The organism is uncultured Sphingosinicella sp., assembly GCF_963974575.1.
Taxonomy (GTDB): domain Bacteria; phylum Pseudomonadota; class Alphaproteobacteria; order Sphingomonadales; family Sphingomonadaceae; genus Sphingosinicella.
Window position 1 is genome coordinate 281,510 of the sequence record NZ_CAXBBQ010000004.1, and the last position, 17,748, is coordinate 299,257.

Below are 17,748 nucleotides of genomic sequence, written 5' to 3' on the forward strand. Positions count from 1 at the left end.
CTGCCGGGCGACCACCGCGCGATCGCGCTGTTCCTCGACATGATGGCCGCCGAGCGCGGCGCGGCAGCAAACACCATCGCCGCCTACGGCCGCGACCTTGCGCAGGCGAGCGCGGCGCTTTCCGGCGGGCTCGCGGCGGCGGACGCCCGAACGCTCGAACGGCTGATGCACGAATGGCGCGACCTTGCCGCGACGAGCCTTGCGCGCAAGCTCTCCGCCGTGCGGCGCTTCTTCGCGTTCCTGGTTTCCGAAGGGCTGCGGGGCGACAATCCGGCGGGCGACCTCGCCTCCCCCACAAAAGGCCGGCCGCTGCCGAAGACACTGTCGCGCGAGGAGGTGGACCGGATCTTCGCGGTCGTCGAGGAGGAGGCCGCATCCGGCCCGGCGGGGCTGCGGCTGAAGGCGCTCATTGAACTGCTCTACGGATCGGGGCTGCGCGCGACCGAACTCGTCTCGCTGCCGCGCGCGGCGATCAAGCCGGGCACGCCCTATGCCGTGCTGAAGGGCAAGGGCGACAAGGAACGCATGGTGCCCGTTTCCACACACGCCGGGGAGGCCGTGGCGGCGTGGGCGGCGACGCTGACGCCGGGTGAAAAGTATCTGTTCCCCTCCGGCAATACGCACATGTCGCGCGTGCGGCTGTTTCAGATCGTCAAGACTTTGGCGGCGGCTGCCGGAATCTCGCCGCTGCGCGTCTCCCCGCACGTGCTGCGCCATGCGTTCGCGACGCATCTTCTAGAGGGCGGCGCGGACCTTCGCGCGCTGCAATCGATGCTGGGCCACGCCGACATCGCGACGACGCAGATCTACACGCATGTGCAGTCCGCGCACCTTGTCGAGCTCGTCAACCGCGCGCACCCGCTTGCCGATCGGCCCCAAGATGACTAGGCGGGGGCGATGATTACGTATCTCGAATTCGAGAAGCCCGTCGCCGAACTGGAGACGCGCATCAAGGAACTGAAGGCGTCGGCCGGCGAAGGCGCGGTCAACATCGACGCCGAGGTGAAGAAGCTGGAAGCCAAGGTCGAGGCGCAGCTGAAGGCGATCTACGCCAAGCTGACGCCGTGGCAGAAGACGCAGGTGGCGCGCCACCCCGCGCGGCCGCACCTGAAAGACATCACCGCCGCGCTCATCACCGACTTCACGCCGCTCGCAGGCGATCGCAAGTTCGGCGAGGACTGCGCGATCATCGGTGGACCCGGGCGCTTCCGGGGCCGCCCGGTGATGGTGATGGGGCACGAGAAAGGCTCCGACACCGCGAGCCGCCTCAAGCACAATTTCGGCATGGCGAAACCCGAAGGCTACCGCAAGGCGGTGCGCCTGATGGAGATGGCTGACCGCTTCGGGCTGCCGGTCATCAGTTTCGTGGACACATCGGGCGCGTTCCCCGGCATCCACGCCGAGGAGCGCGGACAGGCGGAAGCCATCGCGCGATCGACCGAAGCCTGCCTGAAGCTCGGCACCCCGATGGTCGCAGCGATCGTGGGGGAAGGCGGATCGGGCGGCGCCGTGGCACTCGCCACCGCGAACCGGATCATCATGCTCGAACATTCCGTCTACGCGGTGATCTCGCCCGAAGGCTGCGCGTCCATTCTGTGGCGCACATCGGACAAGGCGGCGGACGCGGCGGCGGCGATGAAGCAGACCGCGCAGGATCTGAAAGCGCTGAACCTGATCGACGTGATCGTGCCCGAGCCCGTGGGCGGCGCACACCGGAGCCCGCAGGCGGCGATCAAGATGCTGGGCGACGCCGTGGAGACACAGCTCGCAACGATGGACGGCATGAGTACCGACGCCGTGCGCGACGACCGGCGGGCGAAGTTCCTGGCGATGGGGCGCTGACGCCCCTTCCCGTTACTTCTTGCCTAGCTTGTCCAGCTTTGCCTGAAGCTCGGCCATCTCGCGCTTGAGATCGGCAAGTTCGGAGGTCTCCTCGGCGGGCGCGCCGCCTTCGGGCGGCGTCTTGCCGGCCATCATGCTGGCGGCCGCTTCGAACATCGCCATGTTCTGCTTGGCGATCGTTTCGAACGGATTGAACGCGCCGGCCATCGATTTGCGGAACTGCTCCTGATTGCGGCGCAGCGCGGCCATCGAGGCTTCGAGATAGGGCGGCACCATCGATTGCATCGAATCGCCGTACATCGCGATGAGCTGGCGGAGGAACGGCGTCGGCAGCATGGTCTGGCCGCGGTTTTCCTCATCCATGATGATCTGCGTGAGCACCGAGCGGGTGATGTCGTCGCCGGACTTGGCATCCACGACCTTGAAGTCGATACCTTCACGCGTCATTTCGCCGAGGTGATCGAGCGTGATGTAGCTCGACGAGCCGGTGTTATAAAGGCGGCGGTTGGCGTATTTCTTGATGATGATCGGGTCGGATTTGGTTTCTTCGTCGGACATGAACGACCTCGATGCTGCGGGTGCGAAATTCATAGCACGCGGCGATGCTGCGCAGCAACACGCAGCATCGGGCGCGCCGCGCGGGCCGCATCCGCTGCCTTTGTTCCTGGATCATGCCCGGCAGGCGATCGGCGCGGACCGCGCGCGAATGGAACGGTTTCTCGGAGCGCTTGCCGCCTATCAACAGTCCGGCTGGCGGCGCGACCTGCCGGAGATGCCGGTGATCGCATCGTGCGGCAGTGCGGTGCTGCGCGACTATGGCGGCAGCGGCCGGCCTGCCGTGTTCGTGCCGTCGCTGATCAACACCGCCGATGTGCTCGACCTGACGGCGGAGCGCTCCCTGCTGCGCTATCTCGCCGGGCGCGGCGTTCGGCCGCTGCTCGTCGACTGGCGGGTGCCCGGCGCGGCGGAGGCCGCGCTTTCCGTGGGCGGGTACGTGACCGCGCGGCTGCGGCCGCTGCTGGATGGCGTGGGCGAACCGCTCGATCTTGTCGGTTACTGCCTCGGCGGCACGATGGCGCTCGCGGCCGCGTCGCACCCGCTCGTGCGGCGCGTGGCGACGATCGCCGCACCGTGGGACTTCGCGGGCTATCCGGCCGCGCGGCGACAGGAACTCACCGCATACTGGCAGGGCGTAGCGCCTTCCCTGCCCGCGCTCGGCGGAATGCCGATGGACCTTGTCCAGCCCGCCTTCTGGTCGCTTGATCCGGCGGGTGCGGTTGCGAAGTACGAGCGCTTCGGGGCGCTTGATCCGGCCTCGGAGGCCGCGCGGCTGTTCGTCGCGGTCGAGGACTGGGCGAACACCGGAGCGCCCCTGACGATTCCGGCGGCGCGCGAATGCTTCGAGGATTTCTTCGGCGCCAACGTGCCCATCGAAGGCGGCTGGCGCGTGGGCGGCGAAATTATCGGCCCGCCGGTGAAACCCACGCTCAACATCGTTTCGCGCACCGACCGACTGGTGCCTGCGATCGCGGTCGAGCCGTTCGGCGAAACGCGGCTGATCGATGCGGGACATGTCGGCATGATGGTGGGATCGAACGCGCGCGCGCAGCTCTGGCAGCCGCTCGCCGATTGGCTCACGGCCTGAAGCGCACTACATAGGCGGGGAAATCGGAAAGGACTCCCCATGGACGCAGTCATCGTCGCCGCAAAACGTACGCCGGTCGGCAGTTTTCTCGGCAGCTTCGCCAATACCCCCGCGCACGAACTCGGGCGCATCGCCATTTCCGCAGCGCTTGCCGAGGCGGGCGTGGAGGCCGACGCGGTCTCCGAAGTGATCCTCGGTCAGGTGCTGACAGCAGCGCAGGGGCAGAACCCGGCGCGGCAGGCGGCGATGGCGGCGGGTATTTCCAAGGAAACGCCGGCGTGGAGCGTCAATCAGGTGTGCGGATCGGGCCTCCGCGCCGTCGCGCTGGCGACGCAGGCGATCCAGAACGGCGACGCCAGCATCATGATCGCAGGCGGTCAGGAATCGATGAGCCTGTCACCCCACGCGCAGCACCTGCGCGGCGGACAGAAGATGGGCGCGATCGAATTCGTCGACACGATGATCAAGGACGGCCTCTGGGACGCCTTCAACGGCTATCACATGGGCATCACCGCCGAGAACCTCGCCGAGAAGTATCAGGTGAACCGCGAGGCGCAGGACGCCTTCGCGGTTTCCTCCCAGAACAAAGCCGAGGCCGCGCGCGCTGCGGGCCGCTTCAAGGACGAGATCGTCCCCGTGACGATCAAGGGCCGCAAGGGCGACACCGTTGTGGATCAGGACGAATATATCCGCGCGGGTGCCACGATCGAAGGCCTGCAGGGCCTGAAGCCCGCGTTCAAGAAGGACGGCACGGTGACGGCGGCGAATGCCAGCGGTCTCAACGACGGCGCCGCGGCGCTGGTGCTGATGTCGGCGGACGAGGCGGCCAAGCGCGGCGCGAAGGTGCTGGCGCGCGTGGCATCGTGGGCGAGCGCGGGTGTCGACCCCGCCTTCATGGGCATCGGCCCGGTGCCCGCGTCGCGCAAGGCGCTGGAGAAGGCGGGCTGGAGCGTCGGCGACCTCGACCTTATCGAAGCCAACGAGGCGTTCGCGGCGCAGGCGCTGTGCGTGGGGCAGGAGCTCGGCTTCGATCCCGCGAAGCTGAACGTCAACGGCGGCGCCATCGCCATCGGCCACCCGATCGGCGCCTCGGGCGCGCGCATCCTGACGACGCTGCTCCATGAGATGCAGCGCCGCGACGCGAAAAAGGGCCTCGCCACGCTGTGCATCGGGGGCGGTATGGGCATCGCGCTGTGCGTGGAGCGGTAGCACCGGCACCGTGATGCGGCCGGGCCTGGACACGCTCAGGGCCTATTACGCGGGCGCGGACGGGCGCCGGACGGCGCGGCTGCTCGCGCAGATCGTCGCCCCTGCCGTCCGCACCGATGCCTCGGCGCGGTTGCTTGCGATGGGCTACCCCGCGCCTTTGCTACAGGGCCTCGATCCTGCGCGCGTCGAGCGGCTGTGCATGGTGATGCCCGCCGATCAGGGCGCGCGGGCATGGCCGCGCCGGGGGCCTTCCTGCGCGGTGAGCGCGCGCGAGACCGATCTGCCGTTCACGGAAGCGCTGTTCGATCAGGCGCTGCTGGTGCACGCGCTCGAATTCGCCGATCCGCCGAAGCTGCTGCGCGAACTCTGGCGCGTGCTGGCGCCTGCGGGCCAGCTGATCCTGATCGTGCCGAACCGCGCGGGCGTATGGACGCATTTCGAATCGACCCCCTTCGGACAGGGGCAGCCCTATGGCCGAAATGGCCTCAGCGCGCTGCTGCGCGAGGCGATGTTCGAACCCATTGCGTGGAAGACCGCGCTGGTGGCGCCGCCGGTGCGCGGCCTCAAATGGCTGGACCGGCCGCTGACGCGCCTGCTGCCCGCGCTGGGCGGCATTCACTTCGTGCTTGCAAGGAAAACCGATGGGCTTGCTGTCAGCCCCGTAGGCCGCGCGCACCGCGTGTCACGCGCAGGAGCCGCCGCTCGGCAGCCAGCTCCGGATTTGCCGCGCGAACCCCATCGACGAGCGCCGCCCCAGCCATGAGCACCGCGAGCATACACGCCGCGAAGAGCGCCCAGCCGAAGCCGCCCGGATATGCCTTAAGATATGCCTCGCCGCGCAGCGCCGCACCGAGGGCGAGCGCATAAATGATCACCCCGGCCTCGAAGCCGTTGGTGATCTTGAACAACCGTCCGATGCGAGCCAGCATACGCATGACGTATTGATAGCACCGGAACGATCTCCGCCAAGGTGGAAATTTACGTTTCGTTAACTTTTAGCCACCCTCTCCCTCGGTGGGAGGGTGATGGTGGCTAAGTGAAACGATGCCAGTCGCGCTCGATGCGGCGGGAAGCGAGCCAGAGAAAGCCGGCCGCGAGGAGGTAGAAGCCGAGGCCGGTGAGGATGGCGTAGCGGAGTGATTCGTCGCCGAAGCGGCTGCCGTAGAGGTCTGACACCGCCCCGAAGAAGAGCGTGCCCGCGCCGATGCCGAGGAGGTTGTTCACGAACAGGAAGCAGGCGGACGCCGTGGCGCGCATCGTGGGCGGGACGAGACCCTGCACGGCGTTGATAACGGGGCCGAGCCACATCAGCGCAAGCGCCTGCGGTACGAGGAAAAGTACGAACGCAAGCGCGAGCGACGATTGCAGGATACCCGCCACGTAAAAGGGCACCGCGACCACGAAGGCCGCAGCGGGCACCAGCACGTAGGCGCGCTTGCTGCCGCGGCCGAGGCGGTCGCCGAGCCAGCCGCCCGCCCACACGCCCGCGATGCCGCCGAAGAACAGGATCGCGCCCATGTAGAGGCCGATTTCGGCAAGGCCGAGCCCGAGGCTGCGCCCGAAGTAGGACGGCAGCCAGAACATCAGGCCGTAGCCGCACATCGAACTGCACGAAGCGCCGAAGGATATGAACCAGAAGGTGGGCTTGCCGACCACGGTGGCGAGCACGTGCCGGACCGGCGGGCGCTCTCCGGCGGGCGGATCGAAGCGGCCACGCTCGGGCTCCGGTACGCCGAGCTTGAAGACGGGGACGATGAGGAGGCCGGCAAGGCCGACGGCGATGAAGGCGAAGCGCCAGTCGATCGTGCTCGCAACCCAGCCGCCGAGCATGACGCCGAGCGCGGAGCCGACCGGAATGCCGAACGAGAACACGGCGAGCGCGCGGGCGCGCTGATCGGGTGGGAAATAATCAGCGATGAGCGAATAGGACGGCGCGACGCCGCCTGCCTCCCCCACCCCGACACCGAGGCGCGCCAGGAACAGCTGCCAGAAGTTTCCGGCAAGCCCGCATGCTGCGGTGAACAGGCTCCAAAGGCCGAGCGAGATGGCGATGATGTTGCTGCGGCTCATGCGGTCGGCAGCGATGGCGATGGGGATGCCGAGGCCCGAGTAGAACAGCGCGAAGGCGAGCCCGCCCATCAGGCCGAGCTCGGTATCCGAAAGGCCGAGGTCCGCCTTGATCGGCCCGGCGAGGATGCCGATGATCTGCCGGTCGATGAAGTTGAACGTGTAAACCAATAGAAGAAGCCCCAGCACGCGAGTTTGCGTGCCGGGGCCAAGGTTGGGGGAGGAGGAACCGTTCAGAACGTGTACCCGGCCGTGACGAACACCTGGCGCGGGTTGCCGTAGTAGGCCGTGAGCACGCCGTCCGTGCCGAGCGTCGGGATGAGCGCGCCTGCACCCGTGCGGTTGTAGGCGCCCGTGTCGGCATTCTGGCTGAGGAACACGTAACCCGAGGTGATGTATTCCTTGTTGAGGATGTTCTTGCCGTGGAGGCCGAGGCTGAAGCGGTCGCTATCCGACGACCAGACAAGGCTAACGTCCCAGAGCGCGTAGCCCTTCTGGTCGAGGCCCTCGGCGGGCAGCTCGAACTGATAGGTCTTGCTGCGATACGAGAGCGTGGTGCTGGCGTTCAGCGTACCCGAAGCGACCGGCACCGAATAGGCGAGCGTACCGGCAGCCGTCCATTCCGGCGTGTTCTGGAAGTTGCGGCGATCGGCGACGTCGATGCCGCGGCTGTCGATGAACTGCTTGTAGTCGGCGTTGATATAGCCGAGCGCCCAGTTGAAGCTGAGCTGATCGTCCGCAGTGCCGAAGCTTTCCGCAAGCACGGCATTGCCTTCGAATTCGACGCCCTGGATGCGCGCCTTGCCGGCGTTCGTCGTCACGCCGATGAAGGTCTGCTGGCCGCCGATGACGGTGCCGACCGAACCCGGAATCTGCACGTCCTTGTAGTCGGCATGGAACGCCGCGAGGCTGAAGCGGAGGCGGCGATCGAACAGCGAGGCCTTCCAGCCGATCTCGTAGCTGTCGACGGTTTCAGGCTCGAACGAGATGAAATCGAAGATCTCGTCGTAGCTGCGGACGCCGTCCGCGTTCGTATCGGGCGCCGCCGTGCTGACGCCGCGCGGATCGAAGCCGCCGCCCTTGAAGCCCTTCGAATAGCTTGCGTAGAGGTTGTGGTTCTCGCTTGGCTTGAAGCTGACCGAGGCGCGCGGCGTGAACTCCTTGAAGGTCGCGGTGCCGGAGAAATCCGACGTGGTGGCGAAGAGTGTGCCGCCGCCGCCGAAGAACGGCGAGCCGCCGCCGAGGAAGACCTGCCTGAGGACCGTCGAGCTGCGCTCATCCCACGTGTAGCGGCCGCCGACCGACACACTGAACTGATCGCTGAGATCGTAGGTGAAATCACCGAAGATCGCGAACGTCTCTGTATCGACATCGCCGAAGGTGAGCGCGGTGACGCCGCCCGGCAGGCGTACGTCGAACGCCGTCTTCGCATTCGCATCGAGGAAGTAGCCGCCAATGAGGCCGCTGAATCCGCCGTTCTGGTAGAGGAACTGGATTTCCTGCGAGAGCTGCTTGTTGTTGTACGTCGCGGGCACATCGACATCGACCGCAGGCAGTGCGTCGAAGTCGATCGGCGTGTCGCTGTCGTCCTTCCGGTAGGAGGTGATGCTGCGCAGCGTCACGAAATCGGACGGATTCGCTTCCACGAACAGCGTCGTGCCCCACGCCTTCACTTTCTGCTTGGGATCATCAAGCGCGCCGCGGCTGTCAAACACGTCGTCAAGCACCGGCGTGCCGCTGGCGATGCCCGCGATCAGACGGTGACCGCCGCGCGGGTTGCTCTTGTCCTTGGTGTAGTCGCCCGACAAGCGCACGAACACGGCATCGCCGTGAATCTCGGCGGTGGCGCGACCGGCCCAGACGTCCTTGTTGTAGTTGTCGTCACCCGTGGTGAGGTTCTCGCCGAAACCGCCGCGACTGAGACGCGCGAGGGAGCCGCCGAGACGGAGCGTGCCATCGCCCACCGGGATACTGCCGGTGACGACGAGGTCCGCCTGCTCATCGGTGCCGAGCGTGCCGCGCAGGCGCAGCATCGGATCGGCCGCGAGCTTCTTGGTCACGTACTTCACCGCGCCGCCGATCGTGTTGCGGCCATAGAGCGTGCCCTGCGGGCCGCGCAGCACCTCGATACGCTCCACATCATAGATATCGAGCACAGCTGCCTGCGGGCGGTTGAGGTACACATCGTCGAGATAAAGACCAACGCCCGCCTCGAAGCCCGCGACCGGATCCTGCTGGCCGACGCCGCGAATGAAGGCGGTGAGCGTGGTGTTGGTGCCGCGCGACACTTCGAGTGTCACGTTCGGGGCACTTTCGCTGATCTCGGTGATGTCGAGCGCGCCCTGCTGCTCGAGCTGGGCGCCGCTGATCGCGGTGACCGCGATCGGAACATCCTGCAGGCTTTCCTCGCGGCGGCGAGCGGTGACGACGATCGCATCCTCGATGGTTTCGCTCACCGCTGCGTCCTGCGCGAAGGCTGGAAGCGGCGCAAAAGCGGCCAGTGCGGTGGTGGCGACAAGTACGGAATGAATCGAAATGCGGCGCATTCTTCCTCCCCAATGCTGTAAAGTCGAGCCCGATGGCCCTTGTGTTGAATCGCCAATACTGAAAGTTGAACCACCTTTCAAATTGAATTATGGGGTGGGGAAAGAATGAAGGGGAGGTCGATGGCAACCGATGCAATTCCGCAACAGGCGGACCGCGAGCCACGAACCGCGCGCGGACGCAAAACGCAGCGCGCACTGCTCGACGCGGCGGCTGTCGAATTCGGCGAAAAAGGGTTCCACGAGGGCTCGATCAGCGGGATCACGCGGCGGGCGGGCGTGGCGCTCGGCAGCTTCTACACCTACTTCGAATCGAAGGATGAAATCTTCCGCGCGCTGGTGCGCGACATGTCCGCCCGCGTCGGCGAGCGTGCCGGCGAAGCCATTGCCCGCACCACGGACACGCTTTCAGGCGAGCGGGCAGCGCTGCGGGCCTTCCTGGAGTTCGCGCGCGAGCACAAGGAGGTCTACCGAATCATCGACGAGGCCGAGTTCGCGGACCCCGAAAGCTACCGACAGCACTATCAGGGCACGGCGCAGCGCATCCTGGACAGGCTGAAGGTAGGCGCCGCGCGCGGCGAGATTCGCGAGGACGTGAGCGAGGCACACGCCTGGGCGATCATGGGCATCAACGTCTTTCTCGGCCTGCGTTACTGCGTGCTGGACGATTCGTCCGACCCGGAAACCGTCGCGACGCTCGCCAACGAGATGATCGCCGAGGGGATTCGGCGGCGCTAATCCTTGATCGCGGGCAGCGGCGTCGCTTCGACGGCCGGTGAATGAGGTTCGGTGAGGGCCTCGCGGCCTTCTATCGCGGGGCCTTCCTGCGGCAGTGATCCTGCGACGCTCCGCGTTGTTCCGACCGAGGGATTGGCGATACCCGCGCGAACGGCTGCCGAAATCGTGGGCAGTGTCGCCGACGGCGGGCGGTAGCCCGGCGTCGTGGCATCGGGCACCGGCGGCGGCACCACCGTGCTGCCGTCCGAAAGCGTTTCGGTGAGCGCGGGGAGCGCGACCGGCTCGTCGATGATGTCGCCGGTGTCCGGCAGCACGGCGAGTTCGGGCTCCGAAAAGCCCGGCGCGGGGCCTTGCGGGACAGGACGCAGTTCGCTGCTTGCGGGCCGCGCGGTTTCGGGGAGGTGCAGGAACGCGGAAATGCGGTCCCACCCGAACGTATCGACCGCGTAGGCGAGCGCTGCCGCGATCAGAAGGCCGAGCGCCCCCGTGGCCGCGATGAAGCCGCGCGCGCCGAAGCGGCGGCGCGGTTCCTCTGCTGCCCACGGCACCATGGGCTGCGGCGTTTCGGGTTCCGGTGTGGCGACGACGATAGGCTCGGGCTCGGGCTGGGGCTGACGCGGCGCCGCGCGCTGCGGCCGCTGCGGCGCTTCGAGGACATAATCGGGCTCGGCCGACGGAAGCGGGGGGCGGGCGGCGATCGCAGCGAGCACGTGGCGCTGCTCGACGACGACCCCGCCGTCGAACATCGCCTCCAGAAGCGCCGCCCCGGCGATCTGCTTCAGAGCACGCGGATTGCCCGAAACCGCATCGACGATCGCTTCCTGCGCGGCCGCCGTGAACAGATCCGGCCGGCCCGCAGCGGCGGACGCATCGACGAGGAAATCCGCGATTTCGCTGCCCGCCATCGGCGCCAGCCTGACAAGCCGCCCCGGCTTGCCGATCCGCGAAGACTCGAGCGCGGCAAGCACGGTGGTGACGCGGTTCTGGGCGGCCTTGGCAAGAACGGCATCGAGCACGCGCGGAGCGGCGGTATCAGCCTCGTCGACGAAGATCGCATCGAGATTGGTGAAATCGGCCTGCGCGACGAGTGCGGGGCCGGCGAAGCTCGCCGCCGACACGCCGCGCGCGGCAAGCTCTCGCGCTGCTGCCGCCAGCAGCTGCGATTTGCCCATGCCCGCAGCGCCCACGAGCGTTACGCTCTCGCACGCCAGCACGGCGTCCACGATTTCCGAGAGTGCCGCCTCGAAGGCATGGTGCAGATAGAGCTGCCCGTGCGGTTCCTGCCGGAACAGCACATGCTTCAAACCAAAATGTCGAAGAACGTCCATGAATATCCATCGCGCCGGGGGGCCGGTGAAAGAGGAACGCCTACAGACCCGATAGGGCGCATGTGCCGCAGCGCGGCCGGAGCGTCAACGTCATGACGTCATGAAACGCGCCGATTCATCGCACGGCCGACAAGGTTCGACCGCCCCAACCCCCCTGGCCGCGTACAAACGACTACTTTGGAAGAACCTGCCGCCATGCCGTGACCGCGACCGATGCGAACAGCCCGGCCAGCGCATAGGGATCATCCGCCGCAAACTGAATCGCGGCCTTGCGATCGTCGAAGTCGATGATGAGCAGCGAGCCGATCGGCCGCCCTTCTTCATCGAGCAGCGGCCCGGCGACGAGGAGGCGATCGCCGACGCGTTCCAGATATTCGAGGTGCGTGGGCCGGGTTGCGGCGCGCAGGTCGCTGCTGGCGGGCTTGTCGATGCAGTGGATCGCGAAAAGAGGCATGATTCCCGTCTAGAACGGAAAGATCGGCGATGAAAGAGCGGTTTGCGCGCAGCCGCCACAGCGAGACTTTTGGGGTACACTCCACTATGCCGAGATATTGGCGAAGCGTGTGGGGGTGCCGTGCCGCAATGGCTTGAAGCAGGCATGTGGGGTTTCGGCAGCGGCTGCGCGCTGCTGATCGGCGCCGCTTTCGCCACGCTCCGCCGCCCTTCGCAGCGGCTGATCGCGGTGGTGATGGCGTTCGGTTCGGGCGTGCTGATCTCTGCCGTCGCCTTCGACCTGATGGACGAGGCCTATCGTCAGGGCGGCTTCGATGCCGCCGCCGCAGGGCTCCTGGGCGGCGCCATTATCTATACCGCCGCAAACATCGCGATCTCCCGCCGGGGCGCGCGGCACCGCAAGCGATCAGGCTACAACCCCGGCGAAAGCCAGACGCCGGCCGCGGAGAGCGGCGGGCTGGCCATCGCCGTCGGCGCACTGCTCGACGGCATCCCCGAATCGATCGCGATTGGCGTCAGCCTGCTCGACGGCACGGGCGTCAGCCTCGTGATGGTCGCCGCCGTGTTCCTCTCGAACGTGCCGGAGGGGCTTTCGAGCGCCGCCGGGATGCGCGCGGCGGGGCGCGGGCCCGCCTATATCTTCGGCGTCTGGGGAGGCATCGCGCTTACCTCCGGCATCGCGGCGATGCTCGGCAACCTGCTGCTCGCAGGCGCCAACCCGAACGTGATCGCCGCGGCCACGGCGGTCGCGGCGGGCGGCATCCTTGCCATGCTTGTCGACACCATGATCCCCGAGGCCACAGAGGAAACGCCCGAATTCGCAGGCCTGATCGCAGTGACCGGATTTCTGTTCGCCTTCGTGCTTTCGAAGCTCGGCAGCGGATGAGCGCGGTTGACGGGACGGCGTGGCTCCCCTATAGGCGCCCACTTTCAAGCCACGGCTGAAACTCAAGATTCGAGGACGAAAACGATGTCGCGCGTTTGCGAACTGACCGGTAAGGGCCGCCAAGTGGGTCACAATGTGTCCCACGCCAACAACAAGACCAAGCGGGTGTTCCTGCCGAACCTTCAGAACGTGTCGCTGATTTCCGATACGCTCGGGCGCACCGTTCGCCTGAAGGTTTCGACGCACGGCCTGCGCTCGGTGGAGCACAACGGCGGCCTCGACAACTGGCTGGTCAAGACCCGCGACGAGAAGCTGAGCCTGAAGGCGCGCCGTCTGAAGCGCGACATCAAGAAGAAGCTGAACGCCGCCGCAGCCGCCTGAGCGGGTTCATTTTCGAAGATTTCGAAGGGCCGGTGGAGATGATCCGCCGGCCCTTCTTCTTATTCGGGAAGCAGCTCGAACTTCAGGAGCAGCGTGCGCTGCGCGGCGTTGAAGTTGTCGTCGCTGACGAGATAGATGAACACGCGCTCGCCTTCGCGGCGAATGTCGATCCCCTCCATATTGTCGATGCTGACAGGCGGGCGCAGACGCGCGATCTCCCTGCCCTGCACGGTCGCCCCCTCCCGCATCTCCGCGAGCGGCACCTCGACGAGTGCCATCGCAACGCCTGTAAGCGGCGAGAAGGCGCGGTTCAGGATGATGAGGCGTTCATCATCAAGCAGGACAGCGTCCGTCGGCGAGAAGTCCGCGGGCGGGCGGTAGCGGAACGCGAGGTTCGCGCGCGTGCCGTCCGGGCGCTGCACAGCGCCGATGGCGATCGCGGGCCGGTCTCCGCCGTCCGGCGCCTCTTCGGCGATGACGAGCGGCACGCCGCCGGGGAGCATGACGAGGGTTTCAGCGCCGCCGTTCAGCGGCCAGTCCTTCATTTCAGGAAGTGTGTAGACCTGCTTTGCGCGCCATTCGGGCTGGCCCAAAGGTACGACCCACAGGCTGTTCGTGCGCTCGAAACCGATCAGCGCCTCGGCGCCGCCCGGACTGAGCACGAGCGATTCCGCGTCGCGCGTCGCCTTTGTCCCGGCCGCGCCGTCGCGGTCGAGAAGCATGCCGCCGCGGACGTTTTCGATGCCGACGAGCCGGTCATCCCGCTCCACGCGGTCGAAACTCAGTAAGATACCGGCATCGCCGACCGCGTAACACCGATCGGGACAGCGAAGCCCCGAGAGACCGCCGAACCAAGACGTGGCCGATCGCAGCGCCACGCCGCCCGCATATCTGAGGCGCCCCTCCCCCTGCCTCGCAGCATCGCGGGCATCGAAGGGCACGGCGACACTTTCGACGGCAAGCGGCTCAATGGCGGGCGGTGGGGCATTGCCGCAGGCGGCGATGGCAAGCAAAAGCAGGACGGGGACGCGCATGGGAAATCGGCATAGGCGGCGGCATCACCGAATGCAAACAGCGGCCCGCTGACCCCTTAAAGGCCGCGAGCCGCTGCGCGCGTCTAACCGGTGCTTACCAGTAGGGGTTCACACCATAATGCGAATAGACGCGGTGCTGATACGCGCGATCGAGCGCCGTATCCCGGCTCGCGTCGTCGAACGTCGGACCACTGCGAAGCTGGTCTTCGGTAACGTCGAGGCGGTAGCCGTCCACATCCGTGTCGTACTTCAGCGTCGACCACGGCAGGCTGTGGTACTTCTCGCCCATCCCAAGAAAGCCGCCGACGGAGACGACAGCGTCGGTCACCCGGCCGCCGCGCTTCTCGATCATCAGCGATTTGACCGACCCGATCCGTTCGCCGTCACGGCCATAAACGGACGTTCCGTCCACCTTCTCCGACGAGATGAGGTCGTTGGTCTCGCTCGTTTTTTCGTTCTGCATCATAAGCTCTCCTCCATTGGATATACCTGACCAACGGAGGCGGCCCCGGCCGGTTCCCCGCGATCGGGATGAACCGAGGAGCAAAACACGCCGTTCGTCGCATCCGCCCCGTTGACGCGGGCTGTGCAGACGGCATTGTGCGCGCGAGGAGACAGGTATGCGCATGGGAATTCCGGGAGTTACAGCAAGGCTGGCAATGATCGCGCTCGCGGGGGGACTTGTCCTCGCCGGGTGCGAGAAGAAGAAGGACGCGGAAAAGCCTGCCGAAAGCGAAGCCCCCGCGTCGCAGCCGGCGCAGACGCCGGTGGCGGCACCCCCCGCGCCGATGCCCGAGGGCAATCCGCCACCGCCTTCGGAGCTTTCGCGTGACGTTCCCGCCATCACGCGCGGCAAGGCGCTCGCCGAGGCGAACTGCACGCGCTGCCACGCCACGCAGCCCGGGCAGAAGAGCACACACGCCTCCGCCCCGTCGTTCGCGACGCTGTTCACGAGCTATCCGCCCGACTACATCGCCGAAGCCTTTGCCGAGGGCGTGTTCGTAGGCCACGGCGACATGCCCGCGTTCGAGTTCTCGCCCGAGCAGATCAACGACCTCGTCGCCTATCTCAAGACGCTCGGTCCTCCCGGCTGAGCGGATCGCACAGCGTCGGCAGGCGGCGCGCATCCTCCACACCGTCTGCAAGGCGCTTCCGCACGACATCGAGAAGTGCACGGCCCGCCGTACGCGCAGCCTCGTCCTGTTCCGGATCGAACAATCCACCGACGTTGATGGCATCGAGCAGCGCCTTCGCCTCGCTGACCCGCCCGGCCAGCGCGAACGCCGCGCACGACCGGCAATTACAACACATTCGATTTGCCGATTGGCATCTTGAAAGAACGCGCGGCATCGCGCCGCGAAGCCGCGACTTTGGTGTCCAGCATGTTTTGAACTCGTCGTCCCTTTCGGGCGACGCCTCCTCAGGCGACCGCTGAAAGCGTCTCTTCGGCCGGCAGCAGCGATTCCTTCACGCCCCAGTTGCGACGGATCAGCGTCAGCGTTTCGGGCGTGACGTTGATCCGCATCGCGGCGATCGAGTCCGTGCCGTCCTTGCGCGGCAGGCCGAGCAGTTCGATGTCCCAGCCGACCGACAGGATCGTCGGCACCCAGCTCGAATGCGTCACGAAGATGAGCTGCTTGATATCGCGCATCAGCGCGAACTCGATCGCGGCAACGGTGATGTTCTTGCGGCCCGTCCACTGGGCGAGCTTGTCCTTGACGTTGGGATTGGCGCACAGGCGCGTCATTTCCCACGCGGTGTCGTCCGCCGGAACCGGGCTCTGCACCATGTCGGAGAAATGTTCAGCCATCAGCGTCGGAACCGAACACGGCAGCAGGCGGATCGAGGCGACATGGTTGCCCTCCGCATCGACATCGATGATGTAGATCGCGTCATCAGTATCGTACTGGTCGATTTCCTTATCGCCGACGACCGGGATATCCCACTTCAGCCAGTCCACGAACACGCGCTTGCGGTCCTGGTGCATCTGATCGATGAGCGCGCGATATTGCGACCTGTTCCTCGCCGTTATGAACTTGATCATAGCCCCCTCACGAAACACCGCGCCGTACAGCGCACCAGCAGTTTTTCCTTCTTAACTCAAAAATATGTATGGTTACTATCCCGGTAACTACCGGGGACTGCGAACGTGTTTCACCTTTGAGGCTATTTTGAGTCAGGTACGCCTGAAAGTGCCCGTCAGCTCAGGATATCTGCGAAGCTGAGCTGGCCGTTCCACAGCACGCGGGCGAGCAGTTGCTGTCGGGTCGCAACGCCGTAGCGGCGCTTGGCGATCTCGATATGCTCGTTGCACGTTTTGGGGCTGATGCCGAGCAGACGGCCCATCATCGCATCGCTTTTGCCGCGCGCGTACAGCACGATGCAATCGAGCTGGCGCGGGGTCAGCGCCGCCGCCGGGGGCAACAGAATCGGCTCGTGTGCGCTGATGCGGCGGGCGGCTTCGAACGCGAACCAGCCCACGGACTGCGCCGCAGCCGCGGCATGGTGATCGTTCCCGCGTTCGCGGCGCGTCGCGAACGAGCAGAGGCCGACAGTCGTGCCGCCCTTGGGCATCGGCACGGTGAAGCCGTCGAGCAGGCCCTCTTGGCGCGCAAAGCGCATCACGTCGCGCTGGCGTTCGCTCAGCACCACCATGTCGGGAATATGCGTCCACGGAAAACCCGCAACCGCGAGTTCGCAGGCCGCGAACACGGGGTCATCCACCCAGTACGCACGGTCGCGAACCATTTCGACCCACGCACCCGGATAGGTGGTGAGTTGCACGGTTTCGGCAGGCACGCTGTTCTGCCGCGGCGAATGCAGCAATGCGAAGCAATCGAAACCGAGCTCTTCGGTAATCGATTGTGTAAGATCAGTGAGGGTCAGCAGGTCGTCGGCCTTCTTGGCCTTGTCCACGAACGCCTGCACTTTTTTGAACAGCATTTCTCGTCCCTTGCGGTGACGACCCCTTGCACTCACGGACCCCTTGATTCGGATAAAACCTATCCGATATCGGCACTTAGACGCAAATCCTGAGACGAGTGTTAACGCCGCGCGGCAAAGAATTCGCGCAGCAGGGCTGCGGAGGCGGACGCGGAGATATCGGGATACACCTCCGGGCGGTGGTGACAGGAGGGGCTGGCGAAGATGCGCGGGCCATGCTCGACGCCCCCGCTCTTGGGATCGGACGCGCCGTAATAGAGCCGCCGGATGCGCGCCGCGCTGATCGCCGCCGCGCACATCGGGCACGGCTCGAGCGTGACATAGAGGTCGCACCCCGAGAGCCGCTGGGAGCCGAGGCGTGCGGCAGCGGCGCGGATCACCAGCATCTCGGCGTGGGCGGTGGGATCCGAAAGTTCAAGCGTCCGGTTGCCCTCGGCTGCAAGCACGGTGCCGTCCGCATCGACGATCACGGCGCCGACCGGAACCTCGCCGCGTTCCGCTGCCGCGCGCGCCGCGCCGAGCGCCGCGGCCATCGCGCCGCCGGCTGCGAAATCGGAGAGAGAGCCTACGCTCATGTCTGGCTGCCTTGCGCGTGCACAGCACCGGTTTCAACGACGCGGCGCGCAAGGTCAATCACGCCGAAGCGATTAGAACCCCAAAAATTGTGCGCCCCGGCGGG

20 protein-coding genes are annotated in these 17,748 nt (G+C 66.3%); 9 read left to right on the top strand and 11 right to left on the bottom strand.

The genetic code is table 11. The annotated features are described in order from the left end of the window. Both AAC014_RS09330 and AAC014_RS09335 read left to right on the top strand, forming a co-directional pair. Positions 1-888: a tyrosine recombinase gene (locus AAC014_RS09330; RefSeq protein ID WP_339707875.1), complete on the top strand. Its 888-nt coding sequence runs from the start codon at positions 1-3 to the stop codon at positions 886-888. Between the two features lie 9 nt (positions 889-897). Beyond that, on the top strand, positions 898-1,842 hold the full coding sequence (locus AAC014_RS09335; protein ID WP_339707365.1) for an acetyl-CoA carboxylase carboxyltransferase subunit alpha: 945 nt from the start codon (positions 898-900) through the stop codon (positions 1,840-1,842). A 12-nt stretch (positions 1,843-1,854) separates the two neighbouring features. Here AAC014_RS09335 and phaR read toward each other — a convergent pair whose 3' ends face one another. Beyond that, entirely contained in the window at positions 1,855-2,400 is a 546-nt protein-coding gene (phaR, locus tag AAC014_RS09340; RefSeq protein ID WP_339707368.1) for a polyhydroxyalkanoate synthesis repressor PhaR, read from the bottom strand. On the opposite strand from phaR, the gene AAC014_RS09345 reads away from it, so the two are divergent. Genes AAC014_RS09345 through AAC014_RS09355 form a run of 3 tightly spaced genes read left to right on the top strand, consistent with a single transcriptional unit; the run spans position 2,399 to position 5,459 of the window. Further along, entirely contained in the window at positions 2,399-3,487 is a 1,089-nt protein-coding gene (locus AAC014_RS09345) for an alpha/beta hydrolase (RefSeq protein ID WP_339707371.1), read from the top strand. The genes phaR and AAC014_RS09345 overlap by 2 nt on opposite strands. A 39-nt stretch (positions 3,488-3,526) precedes the next feature. Next, a complete protein-coding gene (locus AAC014_RS09350; protein WP_339707374.1) occupies positions 3,527-4,696 on the top strand; it encodes an acetyl-CoA C-acetyltransferase in 1,170 nt (389 codons plus the stop codon). A gap of 13 nt (positions 4,697-4,709) precedes the next feature. Continuing rightward, complete coding sequence (locus AAC014_RS09355; protein ID WP_339707377.1) at positions 4,710-5,459, top strand: class I SAM-dependent methyltransferase; 750 nt, start codon at positions 4,710-4,712, stop codon at positions 5,457-5,459. A gap of 269 nt (positions 5,460-5,728) precedes the next feature. Here the strand turns inward: AAC014_RS09355 and AAC014_RS09360 are convergent, their stop codons facing one another. Both AAC014_RS09360 and AAC014_RS09365 read right to left on the bottom strand, forming a co-directional pair. Continuing rightward, positions 5,729-6,952, bottom strand: a complete 1,224-nt coding sequence (locus AAC014_RS09360; protein ID WP_339707380.1) for an MFS transporter — start codon at positions 6,950-6,952, stop codon at positions 5,729-5,731. A gap of 44 nt (positions 6,953-6,996) precedes the next feature. After that, positions 6,997-9,309 carry a TonB-dependent receptor gene (locus AAC014_RS09365; protein WP_339707383.1) on the bottom strand — a complete coding sequence of 771 codons (2,313 nt, stop codon included), beginning with the start codon at positions 9,307-9,309 and terminating at the stop codon, positions 6,997-6,999. 120 nt (positions 9,310-9,429) lie between these two features. Between AAC014_RS09365 and AAC014_RS09370 the strand changes: the two genes are divergently transcribed. After that, entirely contained in the window at positions 9,430-10,044 is a 615-nt protein-coding gene (locus AAC014_RS09370) for a TetR/AcrR family transcriptional regulator (RefSeq protein WP_339707385.1), read from the top strand. Here AAC014_RS09370 and AAC014_RS09375 read toward each other — a convergent pair. Beyond that, positions 10,041-11,372, bottom strand: a complete 1,332-nt coding sequence (locus AAC014_RS09375) for a hypothetical protein (protein ID WP_339707387.1) — start codon at positions 11,370-11,372, stop codon at positions 10,041-10,043. The two genes, AAC014_RS09370 and AAC014_RS09375, sit on opposite strands and share 4 nt — an antisense overlap. A gap of 172 nt (positions 11,373-11,544) precedes the next feature. Further along, the gene (locus tag AAC014_RS09380) at positions 11,545-11,826 is read right to left on the bottom strand and encodes a YciI family protein (RefSeq protein WP_339707389.1); all 282 of its coding nucleotides are present in this window, start codon (positions 11,824-11,826) and stop codon (positions 11,545-11,547) included. 120 nt (positions 11,827-11,946) lie between these two features. Between AAC014_RS09380 and AAC014_RS09385 the strand changes: the two genes are divergently transcribed. Both AAC014_RS09385 and rpmB read left to right on the top strand, forming a co-directional pair. After that, positions 11,947-12,711, top strand: a complete 765-nt coding sequence (locus AAC014_RS09385; RefSeq protein ID WP_339707390.1) for a ZIP family zinc transporter — start codon at positions 11,947-11,949, stop codon at positions 12,709-12,711. An 84-nt stretch (positions 12,712-12,795) separates the two neighbouring features. After that, entirely contained in the window at positions 12,796-13,092 is a 297-nt protein-coding gene (gene rpmB, locus AAC014_RS09390; protein ID WP_293776792.1) for a 50S ribosomal protein L28, read from the top strand. Between the two features lie 59 nt (positions 13,093-13,151). Here the strand turns inward: rpmB and AAC014_RS09395 are convergent, their stop codons facing one another. Both AAC014_RS09395 and AAC014_RS09400 read right to left on the bottom strand, forming a co-directional pair. Continuing rightward, the gene (locus AAC014_RS09395) at positions 13,152-14,126 is read right to left on the bottom strand and encodes an esterase-like activity of phytase family protein (protein ID WP_339707394.1); all 975 of its coding nucleotides are present in this window, start codon (positions 14,124-14,126) and stop codon (positions 13,152-13,154) included. Between the two features lie 94 nt (positions 14,127-14,220). Then, positions 14,221-14,589, bottom strand: coding sequence for a PRC-barrel domain-containing protein (locus AAC014_RS09400; protein WP_339707397.1), 369 nt, complete (start codon positions 14,587-14,589; stop codon positions 14,221-14,223). 157 nt (positions 14,590-14,746) lie between these two features. On the opposite strand from AAC014_RS09400, the gene AAC014_RS09405 reads away from it, so the two are divergent. Continuing rightward, positions 14,747-15,220, top strand: a complete 474-nt coding sequence (locus AAC014_RS09405; RefSeq protein ID WP_339707400.1) for a cytochrome c — start codon at positions 14,747-14,749, stop codon at positions 15,218-15,220. Here AAC014_RS09405 and AAC014_RS09410 read toward each other — a convergent pair. The 4 genes from AAC014_RS09410 to AAC014_RS09425 form a co-directional block, all read right to left on the bottom strand. Next, positions 15,195-15,437: a hypothetical protein gene (locus AAC014_RS09410; RefSeq protein ID WP_339707403.1), complete on the bottom strand. Its 243-nt coding sequence runs from the start codon at positions 15,435-15,437 to the stop codon at positions 15,195-15,197. The genes AAC014_RS09405 and AAC014_RS09410 overlap by 26 nt on opposite strands. 109 nt (positions 15,438-15,546) lie before the next feature. Next, the gene (locus AAC014_RS09415) at positions 15,547-16,170 is read right to left on the bottom strand and encodes an acyl-homoserine-lactone synthase (protein ID WP_339707406.1); all 624 of its coding nucleotides are present in this window, start codon (positions 16,168-16,170) and stop codon (positions 15,547-15,549) included. Between the two features lie 155 nt (positions 16,171-16,325). Next, positions 16,326-17,069 carry a LuxR family transcriptional regulator gene (locus AAC014_RS09420; protein ID WP_339707409.1) on the bottom strand — a complete coding sequence of 248 codons (744 nt, stop codon included), beginning with the start codon at positions 17,067-17,069 and terminating at the stop codon, positions 16,326-16,328. Positions 17,070-17,170: 101 nt separating this feature from the next. After that, positions 17,171-17,602 carry a nucleoside deaminase gene (locus tag AAC014_RS09425; protein ID WP_339707878.1) on the bottom strand — a complete coding sequence of 144 codons (432 nt, stop codon included), beginning with the start codon at positions 17,600-17,602 and terminating at the stop codon, positions 17,171-17,173. Positions 17,603-17,748 lie beyond the last annotated feature (146 nt).